Origin of the sequence: Amycolatopsis sp. NPDC049688, assembly GCF_040674975.1 — a bacterium.
Taxonomy (GTDB): Bacteria; Actinomycetota; Actinomycetes; order Mycobacteriales; family Pseudonocardiaceae; genus Amycolatopsis.
Genome location: NZ_JBFANY010000002.1, coordinates 26,995 through 46,867, shown reverse-complemented (window position 1 = coordinate 46,867; position 19,873 = coordinate 26,995). Strand labels below are relative to the sequence as shown.

Annotated in this window: 22 protein-coding genes and 1 tRNA gene; 12 read left to right on the top strand and 11 right to left on the bottom strand. The window is 71.5% G+C overall.

The genetic code is table 11. The features are described 5' to 3' along the window. Positions 1-17: 17 nt before the first annotated feature. Entirely contained in the window at positions 18-779 is a 762-nt protein-coding gene (locus tag AB0J55_RS06085) for an NmrA family NAD(P)-binding protein (protein WP_364243561.1), read from the top strand. Here the strand turns inward: AB0J55_RS06085 and AB0J55_RS06080 are convergent. Beyond that, positions 772-1,344, bottom strand: coding sequence for a hypothetical protein (locus AB0J55_RS06080; RefSeq protein WP_364243558.1), 573 nt, complete (start codon positions 1,342-1,344; stop codon positions 772-774). The two genes, AB0J55_RS06085 and AB0J55_RS06080, sit on opposite strands and share 8 nt — an antisense overlap. Further along, a complete protein-coding gene (locus tag AB0J55_RS06075; RefSeq protein WP_364243556.1) occupies positions 1,341-1,715 on the bottom strand; it encodes a hypothetical protein in 375 nt (124 codons plus the stop codon). The genes AB0J55_RS06080 and AB0J55_RS06075 overlap by 4 nt, the downstream gene beginning before the upstream one ends. Before the next feature lie 310 nt (positions 1,716-2,025). On the opposite strand from AB0J55_RS06075, the gene AB0J55_RS06070 reads away from it, so the two are divergent. Next, positions 2,026-2,943 (top strand): TauD/TfdA family dioxygenase, encoded by a 918-nt coding sequence (locus AB0J55_RS06070; RefSeq protein ID WP_364243553.1) that lies wholly within the window; start codon positions 2,026-2,028, stop codon positions 2,941-2,943. A 16-nt stretch (positions 2,944-2,959) separates the two neighbouring features. Further along, the gene (locus tag AB0J55_RS06065; protein ID WP_364243550.1) at positions 2,960-3,406 is read left to right on the top strand and encodes a limonene-1,2-epoxide hydrolase family protein; all 447 of its coding nucleotides are present in this window, start codon (positions 2,960-2,962) and stop codon (positions 3,404-3,406) included. 291 nt (positions 3,407-3,697) lie between these two features. On the opposite strand, the gene AB0J55_RS06060 is transcribed toward AB0J55_RS06065, so the two are convergent. Then, a complete protein-coding gene (locus AB0J55_RS06060) occupies positions 3,698-4,600 on the bottom strand; it encodes a CapA family protein (RefSeq protein WP_364243547.1) in 903 nt (300 codons plus the stop codon). A gap of 126 nt (positions 4,601-4,726) precedes the next feature. Between AB0J55_RS06060 and AB0J55_RS06055 the strand changes: the two genes are divergently transcribed. The 7 genes from AB0J55_RS06055 to AB0J55_RS06025 all read left to right on the top strand — a co-directional run bounded on the left by AB0J55_RS06055 (position 4,727) and on the right by AB0J55_RS06025 (position 10,645). After that, positions 4,727-7,192: an endonuclease/exonuclease/phosphatase family protein gene (locus AB0J55_RS06055; RefSeq protein WP_364243545.1), complete on the top strand. Its 2,466-nt coding sequence runs from the start codon at positions 4,727-4,729 to the stop codon at positions 7,190-7,192. A 138-nt stretch (positions 7,193-7,330) separates the two neighbouring features. Further along, a complete protein-coding gene (locus tag AB0J55_RS06050) occupies positions 7,331-7,801 on the top strand; it encodes a hypothetical protein (protein ID WP_364243542.1) in 471 nt (156 codons plus the stop codon). After that, positions 7,798-9,012 (top strand): putative T7SS-secreted protein, encoded by a 1,215-nt coding sequence (locus AB0J55_RS06045; RefSeq protein ID WP_364243539.1) that lies wholly within the window; start codon positions 7,798-7,800, stop codon positions 9,010-9,012. The genes AB0J55_RS06050 and AB0J55_RS06045 overlap by 4 nt, the downstream gene beginning before the upstream one ends. After that, positions 9,012-9,581 (top strand): hypothetical protein, encoded by a 570-nt coding sequence (locus AB0J55_RS06040; RefSeq protein ID WP_364243536.1) that lies wholly within the window; start codon positions 9,012-9,014, stop codon positions 9,579-9,581. Before AB0J55_RS06045 ends, AB0J55_RS06040 begins: the two co-directional genes overlap by 1 nt. After that, a complete protein-coding gene (locus AB0J55_RS06035) occupies positions 9,578-9,898 on the top strand; it encodes a hypothetical protein (protein ID WP_364243533.1) in 321 nt (106 codons plus the stop codon). Before AB0J55_RS06040 ends, AB0J55_RS06035 begins: the two co-directional genes overlap by 4 nt. Positions 9,899-9,950: 52 nt before the next feature. Continuing rightward, positions 9,951-10,280 (top strand): hypothetical protein, encoded by a 330-nt coding sequence (locus AB0J55_RS06030; RefSeq protein WP_364243530.1) that lies wholly within the window; start codon positions 9,951-9,953, stop codon positions 10,278-10,280. Continuing rightward, a complete protein-coding gene (locus AB0J55_RS06025; RefSeq protein WP_364243527.1) occupies positions 10,277-10,645 on the top strand; it encodes a YbaB/EbfC family DNA-binding protein in 369 nt (122 codons plus the stop codon). Before AB0J55_RS06030 ends, AB0J55_RS06025 begins: the two co-directional genes overlap by 4 nt. Here the strand turns inward: AB0J55_RS06025 and AB0J55_RS06020 are convergent. The 7 genes from AB0J55_RS06020 to AB0J55_RS05990 all read right to left on the bottom strand — a co-directional run bounded on the left by AB0J55_RS06020 (position 10,642) and on the right by AB0J55_RS05990 (position 16,518). Then, positions 10,642-11,046, bottom strand: a complete 405-nt coding sequence (locus tag AB0J55_RS06020) for a hypothetical protein (RefSeq protein WP_364243524.1) — start codon at positions 11,044-11,046, stop codon at positions 10,642-10,644. The two genes, AB0J55_RS06025 and AB0J55_RS06020, sit on opposite strands and share 4 nt — an antisense overlap. Then, complete coding sequence (locus AB0J55_RS06015; RefSeq protein WP_364243521.1) at positions 11,043-13,769, bottom strand: FtsK/SpoIIIE domain-containing protein; 2,727 nt, start codon at positions 13,767-13,769, stop codon at positions 11,043-11,045. Before AB0J55_RS06015 ends, AB0J55_RS06020 begins: the two co-directional genes overlap by 4 nt. A gap of 34 nt (positions 13,770-13,803) precedes the next feature. Next, entirely contained in the window at positions 13,804-14,049 is a 246-nt protein-coding gene (locus tag AB0J55_RS06010; RefSeq protein ID WP_003056173.1) for a hypothetical protein, read from the bottom strand. A gap of 5 nt (positions 14,050-14,054) precedes the next feature. Beyond that, positions 14,055-14,315 (bottom strand): hypothetical protein, encoded by a 261-nt coding sequence (locus tag AB0J55_RS06005; RefSeq protein ID WP_003056176.1) that lies wholly within the window; start codon positions 14,313-14,315, stop codon positions 14,055-14,057. Between the two features lie 491 nt (positions 14,316-14,806). Next, complete coding sequence (locus tag AB0J55_RS06000) at positions 14,807-15,505, bottom strand: GAF and ANTAR domain-containing protein (RefSeq protein WP_364243519.1); 699 nt, start codon at positions 15,503-15,505, stop codon at positions 14,807-14,809. A 148-nt stretch (positions 15,506-15,653) separates the two neighbouring features. Then, positions 15,654-15,738, bottom strand: a tRNA-Ser gene (locus tag AB0J55_RS05995). A 27-nt stretch (positions 15,739-15,765) separates the two neighbouring features. Then, positions 15,766-16,518: a protein phosphatase 2C domain-containing protein gene (locus AB0J55_RS05990; protein ID WP_364243516.1), complete on the bottom strand. Its 753-nt coding sequence runs from the start codon at positions 16,516-16,518 to the stop codon at positions 15,766-15,768. Between the two features lie 77 nt (positions 16,519-16,595). Between AB0J55_RS05990 and AB0J55_RS05985 the strand changes: the two genes are divergently transcribed. Both AB0J55_RS05985 and AB0J55_RS05980 read left to right on the top strand, forming a co-directional pair. Beyond that, positions 16,596-18,290, top strand: coding sequence for an N-6 DNA methylase (locus AB0J55_RS05985; protein ID WP_364243514.1), 1,695 nt, complete (start codon positions 16,596-16,598; stop codon positions 18,288-18,290). Positions 18,291-18,298: 8 nt separating this feature from the next. Next, positions 18,299-19,189 carry a serine/threonine-protein kinase gene (locus AB0J55_RS05980; protein ID WP_364243512.1) on the top strand — a complete coding sequence of 297 codons (891 nt, stop codon included), beginning with the start codon at positions 18,299-18,301 and terminating at the stop codon, positions 19,187-19,189. Here the strand turns inward: AB0J55_RS05980 and AB0J55_RS05975 are convergent. Further along, positions 19,179-19,685 (bottom strand): hypothetical protein, encoded by a 507-nt coding sequence (locus AB0J55_RS05975; protein WP_364243510.1) that lies wholly within the window; start codon positions 19,683-19,685, stop codon positions 19,179-19,181. The genes AB0J55_RS05980 and AB0J55_RS05975 overlap by 11 nt on opposite strands. Between the last annotated feature and the right edge of the window lie 188 nt (positions 19,686-19,873).

The following is a 19,873-nucleotide window of genomic DNA, read 5'->3' as shown; positions in this document are numbered from 1 at the left end:
TCACGAGGAGCGCATCAATGACCGTTCTCGTCACCGGGGCCACCGGCCACACCGGACGCCACGTCGTCGCCGGGCTGGCCGCCGAGGGTGTCCACACCAGAGTTCTCGTCCGGGGCGAGACCAAGCCCCCGGGCGACATCCGGAACCTGGCGGAAGCCGCCGAAGGGGTCGACGCCGTCTACCTCCTCTGGCCCTTCTTCACCGCCGACGGCATCGAAGACGCCCTGGAACCACTGAACGGCAAGAAGATCGTCTACCTCTCCGCAATGTCCGCAGAGGACGGCGGGGTCTGGGGCGACGTCGAGGCCGCCGTCCGGAAGGTCACCGACGACTGGACCTTCCTCCGCGTCACCGGCCTCGCCACCAACGCCCTCGCCTGGGCGCCGCAAGCGAAAACCGGCGTCGTCCGCGCGCCCTACGGTCAGGCGAGACGGTCCGTCGTCCACGAGCGGGACGTTGCCGACGTGGCCGTGAAAGCGCTCACCGGCGACCACACCGGACAGATCTACCTCGTCACCGGCCCGGAAGCCCTGGCGCAGGCCGAACAGGCCCGGCTCATCGGGGACGCGCTCGGCACCCCTGTCACCTGGGAAGAACAGCCGCCGGAAGAGGCGATTGCGCAGCTGGGTGCCCATCTCGGTGCGGAATTCGCGAAGAACGCCGTCGGTTACTGGGCGTCGCTCGTCGACGAGCCGGAACCCGTGTCGCTGGACGTCGCCCGCGTCACCGGGCATCCCGCGCGGCCCTTCGGCGAGTGGGCGCGGGAGCACTTCAGCTGAGCTGGACCGCCGGGGTCGTCAACGGCTCCAGCTCCGCCGCCAGCCCGGTCAGCGCCGCGACCTTTGCCGACACCGTCCGCAGGACGGCCGTGCACGCGGCGCTGACCTCGCTCACCACCTCGGCGGACCGGTCGCCCGCCAGCACCGCGTCGACCGCCGCCGAGGCCGCCGCGGCGAGCGAGCACACCTCCGTGGCCGCCGATTCCGCGAGTTCGTCCAGCGCGGCGGCGATCCGGACACCCAGCGCTGCCGTCGAAGCGGCCGCGCGGGCGGCCGCGGCGTACTGACCGTCCACAGTGTCCGCCCAGGTGCCGAAAGTTTCGCTGCTGCCGCCGGTTTCCGCCCGGTCGACGCCCGCGCGGAACTCCTCCTGGGCCGCGGTCATCCCCAGCGCGCCGGTGTCCACCGCCGACGCCGACGCGCTGATCGACGCCGGTGCGCAGTCGAGGTGCCGCAGCGCCGCCACCGGATCCGGGACGCCGAGCCGGCCCGCCGCCGCGCGCAACGCCGACAGCTGCACCGCCGCCGACGACAGGGCCGGGTGTTCGAAGACCTCAGCGGTCACGGCGCCACCGCGATCCGGCCCCGGAAGCCGGTGCTCCGGGTGCTCTCCGCCGCCATGCGCAGCCGGCCGGCCAGGTCGGACGTCGCGTCGCCGAGCACGCGCGCATCCGCTTCGCGGGCCGCCAGCGCCGCGGCCCAGCGCGCCGCGAGTTCGCGGGCCTGCGGCGAGATGCCGAACGGCGTCGACTCGACGCGGGCTTCGGCGAACCGGCCCGCGGCCTTGTCGTCGGCGGCTGCCGCCTGGTCCAGCAGGTCGGCTCCGGCGCGCAGCCGCTCCGGCTGCTTTCCGGGGGCCCGGATGACTCCGGGGCGCAGCCCCGCGAAGCCGTCCGGATTGTCACTGTCGATCCGCGAGCCTCTGCCTTCCGGCATGGGGACCTCCGTCGTCAAGGGCGCTCACCCGATCGTGGAAGATCTTGCCTCATGCTCCCTGAGCCGCCCGCATCGCGGTGACCTGCGGCGTTGAACACTGTTCCACCAAGTGGACGTCTTGACCGCGCAGCGCGGGGAAAGCGACCATGAACGCATGCCCGCCACCTCGGAAAGCACGCCGATCCGGGCCTTCGCGCGGTCGATCGGGGAGGGCGTCGTGGAGCTCCTGCTGCGCCGCGGCCGCCTGGGTTCGCCGCCCGCCTGAGGCGAACCCGGCGCCCGAATTCCCCGAAACCCTTGGAGCACAACCATGTCTGTAGAGCTGCCTGCCCGGATTAAGCTGCGCGAGGCCGTCACGCCCGCGGATGGTCTCGTCGAAGGCCCCCGAATCCTGCGGGAACCGCAGAAAGACTTCGCACTGTTCACCCTCCGCCCGCTGAGCCGGGTGATCGGCGCCGAGATCGACGGCGTCGACCTCGCCGAGCCGCTCACCCCCGCACTGCGCGAGGAGCTCAACCGCGCCCTGCTCGAGTGGAAGGTGCTCTTCTTCCGCGACCAGCGCATCACGTCGGCGCAGCAGCGCGCCTTCGCCGCGAACTGGGGCGAGCTGGAGACCAACCCGTTCATCCCGAAGGGTGACGACGACACCGTCACGCGCTTCGAGCGCACCGCGGCCATGCCCGGCTACGAGAACATCTGGCACGTCGACGTCACCTGGCGGCCCGCCCCGGCGCTCGGCTCGGTGCTGCGGCTGATCGAGGTGCCGCCCGTCGGCGGCGACACGCTGTGGGCCGACATGGCCGCGGCCTACGACAACCTGCCCGAAGACGTCCGCACCCGCATCGACGGGCTCACCGCCGTCCACGACTACCTCCCGGGTTTCGACCGGTTCACCGATCCCGCGCTCCTGGCGCGGTGGCAGGACCGCTTCCCGCCGGTCGAGCACCCGGTCGTCCGGACGCACCCGGAGACCGGGCGGCGCACCCTGTTCGTCAACCAGGCGTTCACCACGCACATCACCGGGCTGGACCGCGACGAGAGCGACCGGCTGCTGCGGTACCTGTTCCTGCAGGCTCACACGCCGGAGTTCCAGGTCCGGTTCAGCTGGCGGCCGGGCTCGGTGGCGTTCTGGGACAACCGCGCGACGCAGCACTACGCGGTCAACGACTACCACCCGCACGCCCGGATCGCGGAGCGCGTCGCGATCGCGGGCGACCGGCCGTTCTGAGCCTTAGCCTGGGGTCATGACCGAAGAACCCAAAGCGGTGGTGACCGGTTTCCTCAAGGCCCTCGAAGACCTCGACGTCGACCGCGCGCTGACGTTCGTGGCGAGCGACATCGTGTACCAGAACGTGCCGCTGCCGCCCGCCCGCGGCATCGCGGCGTTCGAGAAGCAGCTGCGTGCGATGGCCAAGTACGGCTCCGGGTTCGAAGCGCGGACCCACCACATCGCCGCGGACGGCAACGTCGTGCTCACCGAACGCACCGACGTGCTGCGCCGCGGCGCTTGGGAAGCGGAGTTCTGGGTGTGCGGCACGTTCGAGGTCGAAGGCGGCCGGATCGTGCTCTGGCGCGACTACTTCGACTGGACGACGGTGCTGGCCGCGAGCGCCAAGGGCGCGGGCCGCGTCGCGCTGGCCGGTGCGCGGACGCTGCTGGGCCGGTACAAGGCGCGGCAGCCGGTGCGCTAGACCCGGTGTTCGCCGCGGTCGTGGTCCCGAAGGTCCACGACCGCGGCTATCCCCAGCACCAGCACGAACACGCAGCTGAGAACAATCAGCCCCCACATGATCGTTCCCCCTCCCCCCGTGTCGTGCCGACCGAGAGCTGTCGGGGAGTGGTCTGTGCCACTTTTCCGGCGGCTCACGCAGACCGTACCGCCGCTTGACACGGGTTGTGCCCGTCCTTGAGCTGCATTTAAGGCAGATGCGCCGGATGGGTGACAAGGTCGTGTCCGGCTGTCACAGATCAAGCGCAATCCGTTACGCGCCAACGGCTACGGACGCGATTCCCGCCTGGACGGTCACCCTCGTGGCGCGCAGCGCCGAGATTTCCGCGACGTATCGCAGCACCCGGTCGGCTTCCTCCCCGGCGAGGGGACGGCACTCGCCGTCGGCGGTGCGCCGCACGGGGATGAGCTCGAGCCGCGGCTCGTCGCCGAACATGCACCCGGCCAGCAGCCCGTCCGGCCGGTCGGAGACGAGGTTGCCGAGGCTGTAGAGGATCGGCCGGCCGCGGTGGACCTCGACGGCCTGGATGGTGCGCGGCCCGTGCCCGGCGACCAGGTCCGCGCCGGCGTCGATCGCCGCGCGCCCGTAGGTGACCTGGTACTCGGCGAGGTCGGCGCCCGGCAGGCCCCAGTGCATCGAGACGACGACGTGGTCGTGGTCGCTTTTGGCCTGCTTGATGTCGGCGACGAGCCGGTCCAGGTGTTCGGGGACCGGCGCCGTCCGGACCAGCGGCGGGCGGCCTGGGATCTCCGCTACCCGCGGGTCGGGCTGGTACGCCGTGGTCGCAAACGCTTGCGCGACGACTGGCGCGGCCTGCCCGGGAAGGCGAAGTGACGTGTACGCGAGGAATGCGACCTTTCCGCCGGATCGCTCGATCACGGCGGGTGCGTGCGCGGCGTCGAGGTTCGCCCCCGCGCCGCAGTGCGCGATCCCGGCGGCGTCGAGGACCGCGAGGCTCGGCTGCGGGGCGTCATTGGCGCACGAGACCACGTCGACGCCGGCCGATGCCAGCGCTTCGGCCATCGCCGCGTCGAGCGGTCCTTCCAGGTTGGCGAACCGGACGTCGGCGCCCTTGAGCAGCGGTTCCAGCTGCCCGAAGGCCGACGTCGCGGGGCCGTGGAGCGTGACGTCTCCGCCCAGTACCAGCGTGATCACGAAACCTGCTCTGCCGAGTGAGTGACGACGAAAGTAGTTGTTACGAATCGTTGCATCTTTGTCTTCCTCCTCCTCACTTGTTCGGGGGACTATGCCACGACTGTTCAAGCACAAAGGGGACTCAGGGTGACCAAGACCCACAGATCCAAGGCCGCCTTCACGGTGGCCGTCGCGTCGGGCCTGGTGCTCGGCGGCGTGGCCGCACCGGCCGCGCTCGCCACGCCCAGCGCCGACGCGGTCATCGCCGAGGTCTACGGCGGCGGTGGCAACTCCGGAGCTACGCTCACCAGCGACTTCGTCGAGCTCGCCAACCGCGGGGCGGCGGCCGCGAGCCTGGCCGGCTTCAGCGTCCAGTACCTGCCGGGTTCGGCGAGCCCGTCGAGCACCTGGCAGGTGACGCCGCTGGCGGGCAGCGTCGCGCCGGGCGGCCGCTACCTCGTCGGCGAGAGCAAGGGATCCGGGGGCACCGTCGAGCTGCCCACCCCGGACGCGACCGGCGCGATCGCGATGTCGGCCACCGCCGGCACGATCGCCCTCGTCTCCGGCACCACCGCGCTGACCTGCAAGACCGCGGCCGACTGCGCGGCCGACCCGCGGATCAAGGACCTCGCCGGGTTCGGCGCGGCGACCGTGCGCGAGGGCAACCCGGCCGCGGCGCCGTCGAACACGACGTCCGTCGCGCGCGGCACGGCGCTCGCCGACACCGACGACAACGCCGCCGACTTCGCCGTCGGCGCGCCGACCCCGACCAACACCGCGGGCGAGTCGACCGGCGGGGACCCCGGCCCGGCGCCGACCCCGGCGAAGATCCACGACATCCAGGGCACCACGCGCATTTCGCCGTTCAAGGACAAGAAGGTCGGCGACGTCACCGGGGTCGTCACCGCGACCCGGACGTTCGGCTCGTCGCGCGGCTTCTGGCTCACCGACCCGAACCCGGACAGCGACCCGCGCACCAGCGAAGGCCTGTTCGTCTTCACCGGCTCGACGAGCCCGGCCGTCGCGGTCGGCGACGCGGTGACCGCGACCGGCACCGTCCGCGAGTTCTACCCGGACGCGCCCGCGACGTCGAACTACCAGTCGCTCACCGAGCTGAGCAGTGCACAGTGGACGGTCGGCTCGCACGGGAACGCCCTGCCGGCGCCGACCGTGCTGAACCCGGACACCGTGCCGGTGACGTACGCGCCGTCGCCCGGAGGCAACATCGAGTCCCTGCCGCTGGAGCCGTCGAAGTACGCGCTGGACTTCTGGGAAGCACACGAAAGCGAGATCGTTTCGATCACCGACGCGCGGGTCGTCGGCCCGTCGAACTCGTTCAACGAGCTGTACGTGACGTCGAAGCCGGACCAGCACAAGTCGGTCCGCGGCGGCAGCGTCTACCTCGGGTACGACCAGCTCAACAGCGGCGTCATGAAGGTTTCGTCGCTGATCCCGTTCGCCGAGCGGCCGTTCCCGAAGCTCAACGTCGGTGACCTGCTGACCGGCACCACGTCCGGCCCGGTCGAGTACAGCAACTTCGGTGGCTACACGCTGTTCGCGAGCGTGCTCGGGACCGAAAAGGACAATGGGCTGCAGGCGGAGTCGACGCGCAAGCAGCGGACCGGCGAGCTCGCGGTCGCGACCTACAACGTCGAGAACCTGGCGCCGGGCGACCCGCAGGCGAAGTACGACCGGCTCGGCGAGGCGATCGTGACGCACCTGGCGACGCCGGACATCGTGAACCTGGAAGAGATCCAGGACAACACGGGCGCGACCGACGACGGTACGGTGGCCGCGGACCAGACGCTGCAGAAGTTCACCGACGCGATCGTCGCCAAGGGCGGCCCGCGCTACGAGTGGCGCGAGATCGACCCGGTGAACGACCAGGACGGCGGCCAGCCGGGCGGCAACATCCGGGTGGCGTTCCTGTTCAACCCGGCTCGCGTGTCCTTTGTGGACCGCCCGGGTGGGACGTCGACGACGGCCGTCGGCGTGGTGCGCGAGCACGGGAAGGCGCACCTGACGGCGTCCCCGGGCCGGGTCGACCCGGCGAACGAAGCCTGGACGACCAGCCGCAAGCCGCTGGCGGGCGAGTTCGTGTTCAAGGGCCGCACGGTGTTCGTGATCGCGAACCACTTCAACTCCAAGGGCGGCGACCAGCCGACGCACGGCCGGTTCCAGCCGCCTGCGCGCAGTTCCGAGGTGCAGCGGGCGAAGCAGGCGACCGTGCTGCGCGGGTTCGTCGATGCGTTGCTGGCGGCCGATCGCAGCGCGAACATCGTGGTGGCGGGTGACCTGAACGACTACCCGTTCTCCCCGGCGGTCCGGACGCTCACCGCCGGTGGGGCGCTGAAGGACCTGATCGCGTCGGTGCCGGAAGCCGAGCGGTACAGCTACGTTTTCGAGGGCCAGTCCCAGGTCCTGGACCACATCCTGGCGTCGAACGCGCCGCGCGGTGTGGATTACGACGTGGTCCACATCAACGCGGAGTTCGCGGACCAGGCCAGCGACCACGACCCGCAGGTGATCCGGTTCCGGCCGGGTGCGGGTAATCCGGTGCTGGACGGGTTGTCCGACCTGCTCGACTGGCTGGAGCAGGTCTTCGGGAAGTAGTTTTCCCTGCACTGAGGCCACTTCCGGGCCCTTCGCCCGGGAGTGGCCTTTTTGTCGCTCCACTCCATCGGGTGATCGGGGAACCGCGGAGTGTTGCCGGTCGTCATACGGTGGACGGGACCACAAGGGGAGGGTGGCGTGGACGGGTACGCGGTGAAGGTCGACGAGCTGGGCAAGCTCATCGCCGACCTCGACACGGCGGCGGGCCGGATGACCGACGCCAACAAGAAGCTCGGCGGCGGCGGGGCGTTCGGCTCGTTGGGCACGGCGGAGCTGGGCCAGGCCGGCGTCGAGTTCGAGGAAGCCTGGGGCTACGGAATCGGCCGGTTGGGCGAGGCGGCTTCAGAGGTGACGGAGCGGCTGAAGGCGGCGAAGCAGAAGTACGAGCAGATCGAGGCCCAGTTCGGCGATCAGCTGGGGAAGTTCGGCGCGGCGGTGCTGGGAGCCGGTCCCGCCGGTGGTGAGCCGACGGGTGGGGTGAAGGGGAACCACCCGCGGATCGGGCAGCCGGCCGGCGGCCCGGTGGGCGGCGGCCACACCGGCGAGGGCCCGGTGGGTGGCGGCGCGACCGGCGGCATCACCGACCTCCTGAACGGCCTCGACCGGTGAGCGCCCGCGACTTCCCGGCCCTGGGCTTCGACCCGGCGCCCGGCGACCTCGACGGCATCACCGACCTGGCCGGCAAGTACCGCGAGGTGGGCGACGACCTGGCCGAGGCGGACGACTCGCTGCGCCGGATCGTCCGGAAGCAGGGCATCTGGCAGGGCGAGGCGAGCGACGCCTTCGCCCGCCGGATCGGCCCGCTGCCGGGCTACCTCGACGACGCGGCCAAGTCGATGAGCCGAGCCGCCGACGCACTCGAAGGCTGGGCGCAGAGCCTCGGTGACCTGCAGAAACGCGCGGCCGACCTGGAGGCCCGGGCGGAAGCGGCGGCCCGCGCGGCCGAGCAGGCCCGCGCGAACCCGGACCTGGCGCTGGCGAACCGGACGTTCCCGGACCAGCAGTCCCTGCAGATCGCCCAGCGCCTGCTGGACAACGCGGGACAGCAGCTCCAGGCCGCCATCGCCGGCTGCCAGAACGTCCAGGACGCGGCGAAGGAGCTCCAGCGGGAGCACACGGAAGCCGCGGCCAGGGTCGCCGAGCAGCTGCGGCAGGCGAAGGAGCTGGCCCCGGACGAGCCGGACCTCCTCGACAAGCTGAGCAACGCGGTCGTCGGCGCTTTGGGCGACCTGACGAACACCCTCGCGGACGGGGTGGATGAAGCGTGGAACTTCGTCCAGGACCACGCCGAGCTGATTGCCAAGTTCTCGGACGTGGTGGGTGACATGGGCAATGCCCTCGGGCTGGTCGGTGAGTTCCTGCCCGATCCGTTCAAGGAAGCCGCCGGAGTCGTGGCGACCACGTTCGGGGTGGCAGCGCTCGCCGGCCACGGCGCGGCCAAGCTGGCCGGCGCCGATGTCGCCCCGGAAACGTTGATCTTCGATGCGGTCGGGGCGGGGACTTCGCTCATCGGCGGGTTCCTGCCGACAGGAAGCGCGGCGGTGGCGAAGGGCATCGGGTACGGCGCGGTCGGCGCCCAGCTCGAGGCCGACGCCGGCGCCCGGATGGCCGGCGCGAAGTTCGAGGGGCCGATCGGCGACTTCCTCAACTACTGGGTCCCGAAGGATGCCGGCCAGCTGGCCGTCGCGGGCTCATCGCTGGTCGTCGGGCCTGCTCCGCTGGCAGTGGTGGCGGTGGAGAACGCGGCCGACGCCGGAGAGCAAGCCGACAACGCGCCGGGCCGCCGGCGGCAGCGGGCGGAAGACGAGGTGTGGAACTGATGCCTCTCCGAATCGATCTGCCGCCCGGGTTCGCCGGTCTCCCGGTGAGCAACGACGACCAGCTCAACCGGCGCCACGCCTGGATGGTGGCCGAGAACGTGGCCAAAACCAGCGTCGAGGAGTTCGGCAGCTACCTGATGACGCTGGTGCCGACCATGCAGGCCAACGGCATCCGGGTGTTCGGCAAGTTCGCGGTCGGCCCGCGGAAGGGTGACGTTGCCACCCTGACGCTCGGGGTGGCGCAGTGGCCGGACACCGCACCCGGCAGCCGGGATGCCATGGTGGCAGCAATGGCTGAGCAGTACCGGGGCCGCCACAAGCGGGCGGTGGTGCAGCCGGTGCGGCTCCCGATCGGGCCGGCCGTCGTGGCCATCAGCGGCGGTGAATTCCACCTGCCCGAACGGGACGTCCGCACCCAGATCAAGGCGGAGTACCAGATCCCCATGCCGGACGGCCGGTCCGTGGTGATCCTTTCGGTGGTCGCGGAGTCCGAAGACGCGTGGCCCGCGGTGGCCGAGGCGACGGCCAAGGTGGCCTGGAGCCTCCGGAGCGGGGAGGCAGCGCGATGACGGGCCTGGCCGCCCACACCGGCAATGCCCTCGCACCCCTGCTCGTCGTGCTGATGTTTGTGGTGCTCGGCGGTCTTCTCGTAGCGAGGTGGAAGGTGAGCGCCACTCGGATCGCGCGAGGCCGGGAACCACGGGAACAGCAGCTGTCCCGCTTGGCTGCCCGGCTCGACGGCCGGGAGCGCGTCTCCATCCGAACGGTGGAACTCGGTGTGACCGAGGCAGACATCCGCTGGGTCGCGCACAGCCGCGGCTACGGCCTGATAAAGCACTCGTTCGGCAGCTACTACGAGTTCGTCCGTGTACCGGGGCGACCGTGAACAACGCAGAGTTCGCCGGAAGCACCGGGAGTCTCCGAAGCGGGGAAACGTCGTGATCAGCACGGTGACGGCCGGTACGACCGAGTCACCGGCCATGCGGGTGATCTTCCTCGTCCTGATGGGCGTGGTGGTCGTGGCCGGCCTGACGTTGACGATCGTCCGCGCCCTCCACTCGACGAAGCCGCGCGAGGCGCAGATGGCGCGCCTGGCCGCGGAGCTCGACGGCCGGAACCAGGTGTGCATCCGGAAGATGGAGATCGGGTTGTCCCAGGAGGATCTGCTGCGGGTCGCGGGCAGCCGGGGCTACTCGCTGATCGACCACCGGGTCGGGAAGTACTACGAGTTCGTGTACACGCCGCACCAGCCGGGGAGATTCGCATGACCGACAACACGCAGCTCATCGAGGAAATGCGCTGGCAGCTCAAGCAGATCGAAGACCGCAAGGCCGAGAACCGGCGCCTCCTCGCCGGAATCGCCGCGAGCAACCACACGACCGTCGTCTCGCCGGATCGGTCGGTCACCGTCCTGGCCGGGCCGGCTGGGATCAGCGAGGTGCGGCTCGCGCCCGAAGCCATGCGGCTCGACGCCGGCACGCTGAGCCGGACCATCACCGCCGCCATCCGGGAAGCCGCCGGGGCCAACCCGCCACCGGCGCCCCCGCCGGCACCGCAGCCCCGGCGACCGCCGCAGCGCAAGCAGGCCCCCGCGGACGACGAAGACCCCTACGACACCGTCTTCGACGTCTAGACCGGCGGCTGCTCCCCGCGCTTGGCCGCCGCCCGCTTCGCCCGCCATCCCAACCCCAGCACGGCCTGCACCAGCTCCTGGTAGCTCGGCTTGACCTCCTCGAGGTACCGCTCCAGGTAAGCCGCCCGGGCCGTCGGAACCGGGCGGGGGTCGTCGCCCGGCGGCAGCCACGTCAAGCCCTGGATGTTGTGCAGCGCCATCCTCCACCAGCGCGTTGCCCGCTCGGCCGCCCTCGCCTCGCGCTCGGTGGCCGCCTCGATCGCTGCCGTGGCCGCCTCGATCTCCGCGTCCAAGGCCTCCGCCCGGGCCAGTTCCCACTGGCGCAGGTTGTCCGCCGAACCGCGGGACAGAGCGATGATCTCCTTGTACCGCATGGCCGCGGTGGCGCCGTCGTCGGTCATTGCACGTTCTCCGGACGCTGGAACGGGATGATCACTTCGGGTGCGCCGTGGGTGGTGCGGTCGAAGAACAGCGCGCGGCCCGGGCGCGGTGACCAGTGCACCACCTGGCCCGCCGCGAACGGCGACAGCTCGTTGCCCTGGACGTCGAGCGCCGCCCACGTGCCGATGTCGTCGGTGCCCCCGAACCCCAGCGTGTCCTTGAGCCGGGCGATGCTGCGCCACCAGCCGATCGTGTGGATGCCGTGGCCCGGCCCCTGTTTCAGGACCACCCGCAGGTGGTCGAGGCCGCTCTTGAGCTGGCCCACCGCTTTCGCCTCCAGGGCAGGCAAAGCCGCGTCGACGCCGTACAGCAGCAGCACCTTCGCGCCGCCGGACATCGAGCCGGTCATCGACTCCAGGACGCCGGTCAGGTCGTCCACCAGCGTCGCCGCGTGGTCCTCGCGCAGCCGCGAGGCCAGCTCCATCGCCGCGTCGGCGCACGACTCGATCGGGCAGCTCAAGATGAACTCGACCTCGCCCGGCTCGTACTGCCGGGCCAGCGACCGCGCCGCCGAGTCCATGATGGACAGTGCCTCCGCCGTGGCCGACCCGAGCACCGCGACGTTGCGGCCGGGCGCGCGCGGCAGGTCGACGCCGCACGCCGTCTCCGTCACGTCGATCGACTGGCCGAGCAGGGCCCGCGGCTTCGAGTTCGGCTTCAGGTCCAGGTACGCCGGGAACTGTTCCAGGATCGGCGAATGCGCGCCGTCGAACAGGCGCGGCCGCGGGAAGCGGGCCGCGTACTCCTCCCACAGCCGGTGCTGCAGCCGCACGAAGACGTTCTTGCTGCTCGCGTCCGGGATGTGGGCCAGCTGGTTGCCGTGCGCGACGCCGGAGTCGTGGTTGATCACCGCGTGCCACTTCGGCGCCGACACCGCCGCGTTGTTCGTCTCGGCCAGCACGCGCCGCGCCTTCGGCATCGCGATCCGCAGCGTGCACTGCTCGAACACCGCCGGCTTGCCCCAGAACGCCTCGATGCCGGCGACGTCCTGGCTGGCGAGCACCAGGTGGATGCCCTGCGACCGGCCGCGTCGCGCGATGTCCTCCAGCAGCTGCGTGGCCGTGGCCGTCACCTGGTCGCGGCCGGCGAACAGGTACTGGAACTCGTCGATCACCGCGACGATCCGCGGCCAGTGCCCGGCCGGATCGGCTTCGCGGAGGTCGGCGAGGTTCGTCACCTCGTGCTCCTTCGCGGCCGCGGACCGGCGGCGCAGCTCGTCGGCGAGGAACCGCAGCAGCGCCAGGCCGAACTCGCGGTCGGTGTTGACGTTGACGCCGACCAGCCGCGCGTGCGGCAGCCAGCTCGCGTCCTTCCGGCCTGGCGCCAGCCCGGCGAACGAGACGCCTTCCTTGAAGTCCAGCAGGTACAGCGCCAGCTCTTCCGGCGGGTACCGCGCCGCGAGGCTGCCGAGCAGCGCGTAGAGGAAGTTCGTCTTGCCCGAACCGGACGGGCCGCCGATCAGCGCGTGCGGGCTCGCGTCGCCGATCACGACCTCGACCGGCTCGCCTTCGAAGAACCCGACCGGCGCCCGCAGTTCCCGCGCCGAGCTCTCCCGGCCCAGCTCGGCCGGCAGCAGGTCGTCGAACGACCGCGGCCCGCCCTGCTTGGCGATCAGCGCCTTGGCGATCTTGTCGACCGCCCGGATCACCTGCGCGGACGGCATCGCGGGATCGAGGTCGACGACCAGGTCGGTGCCGGTCATGCTGCTGATCGCGTGCCGGTCGTCGAGCAGGCTCAGCGTCTCGACGGGCGCGCTCACCGCGGTCGGCACGTCGACCATGATCAGGCAGATGCCCGCGGCCAGCGCGCCGCTCGCGACGCGCTTGAGGTCGCGGGCGCGTTCGGGTTCGAGGGTCTCGCCGTTGCCGTACAGCACGACGATCCGGTACGGCTCGCCCCGCTGCCCGGTGTTCTGCCGCATCTCACGCAGCGACGTGAACCCCGCCGACATGCAGCTGGCGTGGATCCGCCGGATGTGCCCGGCCAGCTCGTCGAGCAGGTCCTCGAGCCGGCCCGGGTCGTACAGCGAGAGCGCGCTGGTCTGGCTCAGCGGGTAGAGGTCGGGCAGGATCGCCGTCAGCTGCCCGATGTCCCACAGGTGCACGCGCACCGCGCCGGGCTCGAACGTCGAGAGCACGCGGAGCAGCAGGTTCTGCACGATGCCGTCGATGACCGGCCGCGTCTTGGGTGCCGACGTGATCGCCAGGTGCGACTCGTCGAGCAGCGGCACGGCGACGTCGAAGGTGCGGGTGGCGTCGTTGCCGGCGGCGGTGGCGGAGCCGACGCGCCACAGCCCGGGCGACGTCAGCCCGGGGTTGTGCCCGACCGTGCCGAGCCAGTCGCCCGGCGGCAGCCCGGCCGGGCCGGGTGCGTTCTGCGCGACCAGTTCCCGCAGCGTCGCGGGCCCCTGGCTCCAGTCGGTGTAGAAAGCGCTTCGCACGGTGCCGAGCGCGCCGAACACCTCGTGCGCGGCGGGGTGGCGGGCCCACTCGTTCTGCTGCTCGGTGCTGGCGTGGTTCAGGCCGACGCGGACGATGTCCTGCTCCAGCCGGAGTTTGGCGAGGTCGGCCTCCGCGGCCTGGCGCGCGCCCGCCGCCGCGCCCAGCACCAGTCCGATCTGATGGCGGACCCGGTCGAGGGCGGTTTCGACGCGGTTGCGTTGCTCGGCTGACTTGTTGGCCATCGGCGTCCCCAAGAAAAGGTGTCCCCTACAAGGATTACAGGCGCGACCGGTATCCGCTCACCAGGTCCTCGGCGGCGTGCAGGCGGACGAGGAGCTGGTCCAGCCCCTCGCCGGCCTGTGCGTACTGCGAAGGAAGCCAGGGATCGGCCTTGGCCTGGGCATCCACGAGCGCTTGCCGGGCTTCTCCGAGCAGGCTTGTGGCCCGTTCGGAGTGGGCGCGCGCGTCAGCGAGCCCGGTCACGGCAGCGGTGAGCAGCTGGTGGAGTTCGGCGAGCGTCATCCGGCTTACAGACGCGCCGAGTAGGAGTCGGCGGAGGAAATGCTTGCTTGGACGGTGCTCTGCAGGCCGTTGATGCCCTGCAGGGCCTCCGCCAGGAGTCCGTGCGCCTGGCTCACTTCGTGCTGGCTGCTCCCTTGGGTCGCCTGTGCGAGCGACTGCTGGGCTTCTTCGAGAGACTGCGCTGCCTGCTGCAGGGCGGCGATGCTCGCGGACGCCTTCTCGTTGGCGAGCGCGATGCCAGCGCGGATCTCTTCGACTCCGGCCATCGGGCCTCTACTCCTCGAAATCTGGTGGTCGTACGGGGACGGATTCCATTGAAACAGATCCAGCGACTCAGCGTGATCATCAGACTTTGCCGAGTGATCGCGGGTCCGGAATCAGCAAGGCCCCGGACGTGTAACGTCCGGGGCCGGGCCGATCACGTTCTGTGCGGGGATGTCCCGCCACCAGAACCGCACACTGAAGTCGCTGGCCAGCGCTACCCCAGGTCAGAGCGGTTTTCGTGCCACTACTGGCCTTTCTCGACAGGGGCGGGCGAGGCAAGGCTGAGACTAGCGCGACCGGAGTAACGGCCTGCGCTCAGCCCTGTTCGTAACTCCGCGTACAGGCAAAGAATTCCCCGGCACCGAAGGCAATTCATGTTCCATTCGGCCGAAAGCGCCGGGCGAGCGGGTCGCGGACCTACCGACGGTGGGCTCGGCGAGCCTGACCGGCGAGGGCTGGCGCCGGCCGGCCGTTGCCGGTGTGGCGTCCCCGATCACAGGTCGCGCCGGTGCTCGATGAGCCACTCGGCGACCTGGTGGAGTTTCATGTTGGCGTTCTGCGAGCCTTCGACGAGCATCCGGAACGCGGCGACGGCGTCGACGTCGTGCCGTTCCATGAGGATGCCCTTGGCCATGCCGATGACGTCCCGGCTCTTGATCGCGGCGCTCAGCTGCGCCTCGGTCTGGGCGCTGACGAGCGCGATCGCCGCGTGCGTGGCGAACAGCCGGCCGTCCTCCTGGGTCTGGCGGCTGAAGGCGTCGCGCGCTCGCGAGTAGAGGTTCAGCGCGCCGAGCGTGGTGTCGGTGACGAACAGCCGGTACGACAGCATCGAGCGCACGCCGAACTCGCCGGCCGCGGCCGCGAACGCCGCCCACCGGGCTTCGGCGGCGAGGTCGCCGGTGCTGAAGACCTGGTGCTCGGCGATGGCGTCCAGGCACGGCCCCTGCGCGGTGCGGTACTGGACCTCGTCGATGGCGGAGACGACGTTGTCGGTCGGGGCGACGGTCCGGATGGGCCGCCCGCGTTCCACGAGGGAGATCCCGGCGTACTCGGCGCCGTCGACGTGGTCGACCGCGGCCTTGACGATCGCGGCGAGGGTGGTCTCGACATCGGGTTCGGCCTGTAACGTCCGCGCGAGCGCGCTCAGCGTCGCCCCCAGACTCGCGTCCAGGTGGTCCGGATGGTCGTGCACGGGTGGCCCCCTCGCCTGCCTCCTTTTTCGGGCTACCGAGTTTAGCGAGGCGTGGGGAAGCGCTCATCTCGACGAGAAACCGGGTGACCGGACGAAGAAACGCCGGGCGGCCCGCGAAGGCTGCCCGGCGTCTCGTCTGTTCGAAGCGCGGAGGATACAGGATTCGAACCTGCGAGGGCGTGAACCCAACACGCTTTCCAAGCGTGCGCCTTAGGCCGCTCGGCCAATCCTCCGCAGGAGACGATACCGGATGGCCTCCGTCACTCGCGAAGGTGGGTGACGTCGGCGACCACGCACGTGATGTTGTCCGGGCCGCCGCCTTCGTTGGCCAGGCGGATCAGCTCCGGGATGACCTCGGCCGGCTCCGCGCCCGCCGCCAGGACGTCGCGCAGGGTGGCTTCGGAGACCGGGCCGCTCAGGCCGTCGGAACAGAGCAGGTAGCGGTCGCCCGGCTTGGCCTTGAACGTCCAGATGTCCGGGTCGCCCGAGCCCGTCGTCTGCAGCGCCTTCATCAGCAGGGATCGGCGGGGGTGCTTCTCGGCGTCTTCCGCCGCGACGCGGCCGTCCTCGACCAGGGCCTGGACCAGCGTGTGGTCGCGGGTCAGGCGGCGCAGGCCGCCGTCGCGCAGGAGGTAGCCGCGGGAGTCGCCGATGTGGGCCGCCGCGAACTCGATGCCGTCGAACAGCAGGGCCGTCAGCGTGGTGCCCATGCCTTCGGTCGTCGGCTCCTGCGACGCCACCTCGAGCAGCCGCTCGGCGATCGACTTGACCACGCCGGCCAGCGTCGCCGCCAGGTCGACGCCGGTCAGGTCCATCCGGCGCAGGTCGACCTCGAGCTCGCGCAGCACGTCGACCGCCGTCGCGCTGGCGACCTCGCCGTGCGGCTGACCGCCGATGCCGTCGGCGACGGCCAGCAGGCGGGAACTCGCGTAGACCGAGTCCTCGTTGATCCGGCGTCGCTGCCCGACGTCCGACCCGGCGGCGTACCGCAGGACGTACCGATCTTCTGTCATGCCCCCATGAAAGCATTGGTTGACTGAGTTCACAAGCAACTCGGCTGAATGGACCATCCTCCGATACAGTCCTCGCCATGGACGACGACGCCACGGTCAGCGCGGCCGACATCGCGCGGCTCGCCGGGGTCGGCCGGGCCGCGGTCAGCAACTGGCGCCGCCGCTACCCGGACTTCCCGCAGCCGGTCGGCGGGACGGCGTCGAGCCCGCTGTTCGGCCTGTCCGCCGTCGCCGGCTGGTTCCGCGCCCGCGGCAAGAAGTTCGAGCTGAGCGCCGGCGAACGCGCGTGGCAGCGCCTGCGCGCCCTCGGCGACGACCTCGACCTCGCCGAGCGCGTCAGCCGCGCCGGGGTCTTCTTCGCCTTCCAGGCCGGCATCTTCGACACCTTCGACAGCGCCCTCGACGACCCCGAGCTGCTCACCCTGCTCAGCGAGCTGACGCACCAGGCAGGCCCGGTCGAGGCGTTCGAACTGTTGTGCCGCAGGTACTTCGAGGCCCACTCGCGGCGGCTGTCGGCCACCCCGGAGCCGGTCGCCGAGCTGATGGCCCGGCTCGCCGGCCCGGTGTCGACGATCCTCGACCCCGCGTGCGGCTTCGGCGCGCTCGCGCTGGCGAGCGGCGCGAAAACCGTGCTGGGACAGGACAGTGACCCGATGACGGCGTCGATCGCGGCCCTGCGCCTGAAACTGCGGGGCATTGAGGCCGAGGTCTACGCGGTCGACGCGCTGCGCGAAGACGCCTTCGCCGGCCGGACCGCCGAAGCGGTGTTGTGCGACCCGCCGTTCAACGAACGGGCCTGGGGGCACGACGAACTGGTCGGCGACGAGCGCTGGGAGTACGGCCTGCCTCCGCGCGGCGAACCCGAGCTTGCCTGGGTGCAGCACTGCCTCGCGCACGTCGAACCCGGCGGCCCGGTGGCGATCCTGATGCCGGGCGCGGCGGCCGGGCGGCGCAGCGGGAAACGCATCCGCGGCAACCTGCTGCGCGCGGGCGCGGTCCGCGCGGTCGTGACGCTGGCGCCAGCCGGACCCGACCTCTGGCTGCTGAGGCGGCCGGCTCCCGGCGAACGCCCGCCGTCCACCGTGCTGCTCGCCGAGGCGGGCGACGAACTGTCCACAGTGGAGGAAACTTGGCGGGAGTTCCTGGCCCGCCCCGAATCCGGCGTCCGGATCATCGACCTCCTCGACGACGACGTCGACCTCACGCCGGCCCGCCGCCGCGCCCGCGGGGAGGACCCGGGGCAGGCGTTCCAGGCCGTGCGGGCCCGGTTCGCCGAGCTGACCCCGCAGCTGCCGCCGCTCGAACCGGCGGACGCCGAACCGGTGTTCACGACGATCGGCGAGCTGGTGAAGGCCGGCGTGGTCGAGGTCAGGTACGCGGGGGTGCGCGCGGATGCCGAGCACCCGCTCGCCGAGGCAGGCGACGTGGTCGCGTCCGTGACCGGCATCGCGTACGTCCACAGTGGACCTTCGCGGCCGGTGGGGGCCGGCCTCACCGTGTACCGCGTCGACGCCGGCCGGCTCGACGCGGCCTTCCTGGCCGGCTGCCTGCGCGCGGCCGACCTGCCCGCCACGTCCGCCTCCACCCGGATCGACGGCAGGCGCGTGCGGATCCCGCGCGTCCCGCTCGCCGTCCAGCGCGAGTACGGCCGGGTCTTCGGGCGGCTCGCCGAATTCGACGACGTCCTGCGCGAGGCGGCGGAAATCGGCCGTGACCTGGTCCGGCTAGGCTTCGCGGGACTTGTCGAAGGACGGCTCGAGCCGGGCCGCTAGGGGAACGGATGCTGATCGCCGACCGCTACGAGCTCGACGAGCTGCCCCTCGGCCGCGGCGGGATGGGGGCGGTGCACGGCGGGTTCGACCGCCGGCTGGGCCGCCGGGTGGCGATCAAGCTGCTCAGGCTGCCGGGCCGCGACGAAGAGCTCGAAGCCCGCTTCGCCCGCGAAGCGCGCATCCTCGCGACGCTCGACCACCCCGGCGTCCCGACGCTGTACGACTACGGCACCCACGACGACCGGTTGTTCCAGGTCATGCAGTTCGTCGACGGCGTCACGGTGGCCGACCTGCTCGCCGAGCACGGGCCGCTGCCGGTGTCGTGGGCCGCGGCGATCGCGGCGCAGGCGTGCGCGGTGCTGACCGCCGCCCACGCCCTGGCCGTCTGCCACCGCGACCTCAAGCCGTCCAACCTGATGCTCGGGCCCGACGGCGGCGTGAAGGTGATGGACTTCGGGCTGGCCGTCCTCCGCGAAGCCGACGCGGCGCAGTTCACCCGGGCCGGGCAGCTGCTCGGAACGCCGTCCTACATGGCGCCGGAGCAGATCCAGCGGGGCGGCGCCGAACCGCGCAGCGACCTCTACGCGCTGGGCTGCGTGCTGCACGAGATGCTCACCGGGCGGCGGCTTTTCGACGGGCCCACGGCGTACGCGGTGTTCGAGCGGCAGGTCAAGGAACTGCCGCCGCCGGTGGCCGGGATCCCGAAACCGCTCAACCGGCTGCTCGCCGAGATGCTGGCGAAGGCCCCCGAAGCGCGTCCCGCCGGGGCTGCCGTGCTGTACGAGCAGCTCGGTGCGTTCGTCGGCGGGCTGCCGCCGCTGCCGGGGTTCCTGGTGCCGCCGTCGGTGCCCAGCCCCGGCCGGATGTACGCGCGGATGCTGGGCCGCGTCAGCGGCTGAGCGCCGGACGCCGCTCGGCGAGCGGCAGGCCGCGCCGCTGGATGCGGAAGCAGGTCGTCGCGTTCTGCACCGCAATGCTCACGCCGAGGCTGAACGCGACCGACGCCGTGGTCAGCGGTCCCGCGACGCCCAGGGCGGTACCCAGCGCGACCAGTCCGATCCGGACCGCGACGGTCAGCACCCACAGCCCGACCGTGACGGCCGAACCCTTCTGGAACGTCGTGCCTGCGCGCGCGGTGAGAGTGGTCGTGGTGCTGCGCAGCACGCCGAGACCGGCGAGCACCAGCAGGTCGGCGGCGAGCAGACCCAGCTCGTCCGCGGACGTGCCGGGTAGCGCTTTCAGCGCCAGGTACCCGCCCACCGCGACGAGCAGCAGCGGTGTCGTCACCAGCGTCCTGCGGTTCAGCAGCGTGCCGTGGACCTGCTGGTAGACGACCCGGTAGAGGACGAGGCCGGCGATGGCGAGGTAGAGCAGGACGTTCGCGGCGCTGGGCATGGCGGGCTCCCCCGGTTCGATGGTCTGCCCAGCTTCGGCGGCCGCCCGCCCGGCCGCGTCGGCCCGCGGACCGGGCCCGGGTGGATCCCGGCCTCCACCTGCGGGTTGACCGCCGCTGACCGAATCGTGACCTTCCCCGGCGAACCTCGACCGGGTGAACGCCGTCTTTACCCGTGTCCAAAGGCGAT